This window comes from Kineococcus indalonis, from assembly GCF_009906395.1.
GTDB lineage: Bacteria > Actinomycetota > Actinomycetes > Actinomycetales > Kineococcaceae > Kineococcus > Kineococcus indalonis.
This window is the reverse complement of sequence record NZ_JAAALM010000552.1, coordinates 1-2566: the sequence shown is the minus strand read 5'-3', so window position 1 is coordinate 2566 and position 2566 is coordinate 1. Positions and strand designations below refer to the sequence as shown.

Sequence of the window (2566 nt, the reverse complement as noted above, 5' to 3'; positions counted from 1 at the left end):
CTCACCGACCCCTCGCCCCGCCGGCGCACCGCGCTGGTGACGGGCGCCAGCAGCGGCATCGGCGCGGCGACGGTGCGGGCGCTGGCGGCGGCGGGCTTCGCCACGGTGGCGGCGGCGCGGCGGGTGGAGCGCTGCGAGGAGCTGGCGCGCGAGGTGGGCGGCCGGGCGCTGGCGCTGGACGTCACCGACGACGCCTCGGTGGCGGCGCTGGCGCGGGCGCTGCCGGAGGTGGACGTCGTGGTGCACTCCGCGGGCGGCGCGTCCGGCACCGACCGGGTCGAGGACGGCGACGTCGAGGGCTGGAAGCGGATGTACGACACGAACGTCCTGGGCGTGCTGCGGGTGCACAAGGCGCTGCTGCCGGCGATGCGCCGCGGCGGGGACGGTCACGTGGTGGTGCTCGGCTCCATCGCCGGGTTCGAGACGTACCCGGGCGGGGGCGGGTACACCGCGGTCAAGCACGCGGTCAACGCGCTGTGCCGCACGGTGCGCCAGGAGATGGTGGGCGAGCCGGTGCGGGTGACGGAGGTCGCCCCGGGCATGGTGGAGACGGAGTTCTCCCTGGTGCGCCTGGGCGACGCGGCGGCGGCGGCGAAGGTCTACGAGGGCCTGACGCCGCTGAGCGCGCAGGACGTCGCGGAGGTGATCGCCTTCGCGGTCACCCGCCCCCCGCACGTGGACCTGGACCGGGTGGTCGTGCGCCCGGTGCAGCAGGCCGACGCCGCGCACGTGCACCGGCGCTCCTGAGCGCGCCCCCGGGCGCGCGCCGCGCCCAGCGCCCGGGGGCTCAGCGCACGAGGGCCAGCAGGGCGGCGTCCACGGGCCGGCCGAACAGCCAGCCCTGGGCGCGGTCGCAGCCCATGTCGCGCAGCATGCGGGCCTGCTCGCGGGTCTCGACGCCCTCTGCGGTCACGACCATGCCGTGGGCGTGGGCCAGGCTGATGAGCGCCTCGACGACGGCGGCGGCGCGCGGGGAGGTGCCCAGGGGCCGCACGAAGCTCATGTCGATCTTCAGGAAGCTCAGCGGGAAGCGGTCCAGGTAGGACAGCGAGGAGTAGCCGGTCCCGAAGTCGTCCAGGCCGACGCGGGCGCCGACGCTGCGCAGCTCGCCGAGGCTGGCGCGGGTGGAGCTGGACAGGTCGATGAGGGTGCGCTCGGTGACCTCGCACAGCAGGCTGGAGCCGGCGGCGCCGGTGCTCTCGACGCTGTGGGCCAGGCGGTGCGCGAAGGCGGGGTGCTCCAGGGTCTTGCCGGAGACGTTGAAGGAGACCTGCAGGCCGTTGCCCTGCAGGCGCCACTCGCGCAGCTGGCGCAGCACCTCGCCCAGCACCCAGGTGTCGACGTCGACGATGAGGCCGGTGTCCTCGGCGGTGTCGACGAACTCCTTGGGCTCCAGCAGGCCCTCGACGGGGTCGTGCAGGCGCACCAGGGCCTCGGCGGCCACGAGCCGCTCGTCGCGCAGGTCGACGATGGGCTGCCACACCACGCGCAGGCCGTCGGTGCGCAGCGCGCGGCGCACCTTGTGCTCGGCCTCGCGGCGGGCCCGGGCGTCGTCGCGCATGGCGGAGTCGTAGACGGCCACGCGGTCGCGTCCGGCGTCCTTGGCGCGGTACAGGGCCATGTCGGCGCTGCGGAACAGCTCGTCGCCGGTGCCCTCGTGGGCGACGGCGATGCCGGCGCTGGAGGTGCACACGAACGGCTCGGGCAGGCCGGGCAGCAGCACGGGGGCGCGCAGGCGCCGGATGAGGTTGTGGGCCATGACGGCGGCGGACTCGGGGCGGTCGACGCCGGGGACCATGAGGACGAACTCGTCGCCGCCGAGGCGGGCCAGGGTGGAGCCGGCGGGCGCGGCCTGCTGCAGGCGCACGGCGATCTGGCGCAGCAGGGCGTCGCCGATCTGGTGGCCGAGGGTGTCGTTGACGAGCTTGAAGCGGTCCAGGTCGAGCAGGACGAGGGCGACGGCGGAGGCGGGGCTGGCGGTGCGCAGCGCCTCGTCCAGGCGCACGTCGAGCACGGCGCGGTTGGCCAGGCCGGTGAGGGAGTCGCACTGGGCCAGGCGCACGAGCTCGCCGGTGGAGCGGTCCCCGGAGGCGAGGTCGAGCACGAGGCCCTGCACGACGCCGGCGCGGGAGGCGTCCAGGGGGACGCTGGTGCCGAGGAAGGTGCGCTCGGTGCCGTCGGCGCAGCGCACGCGGAAGGGGTAGGGCACGGAGGCGCCCAGGTGGGGGGCGTGCCGGGCGGCGTCCTCCACGCCGGTGAAGGGGCCGCGGTCGTCGGGGTGGACGCGCTCGCGCCAGGTGGCCAGGTCGGGGTCGGGCTCGGTGGCGTCCACGCCGAGCATGTCGCGCAGGCGGTCGTCGAGGGCGACGCGGCCGGTGGCGGGGTCCCAGGACCAGGAGCCGAGCCCGGCCAGGCGCACGGCGCCGGAGAGCAGCTGCTGGGCGCCGGCGAGGTCGGCGGCGGCGCGCTCGGCGTCGCGGGCGGCCTGCACGGCGCGCCAGGCGCCGCCGGCGGCGCCGGCGAGCAGGTCCAGGGGGGCGCTGCCGGGGGCCGGGGCGCCCCAGAC

2 protein-coding genes are annotated in these 2566 nt (G+C 76.9%); one reads left to right on the top strand and one right to left on the bottom strand.

The window, feature by feature from the left end:
• Positions 1 to 33 precede the first annotated feature (33 nt).
• Entirely contained in the window at positions 34 to 747 is a 714-nt protein-coding gene (locus tag GTR00_RS18745) for an SDR family NAD(P)-dependent oxidoreductase (protein ID WP_166613084.1), read from the top strand.
• Positions 748 to 787: 40 nt separating this feature from the next.
• On the opposite strand, the gene GTR00_RS18740 is transcribed toward GTR00_RS18745, so the two are convergent.
• On the bottom strand, positions 788 to 2566 hold a 1779-nt coding region (locus GTR00_RS18740), incomplete at its 5' end, for a putative bifunctional diguanylate cyclase/phosphodiesterase (RefSeq protein ID WP_166613083.1).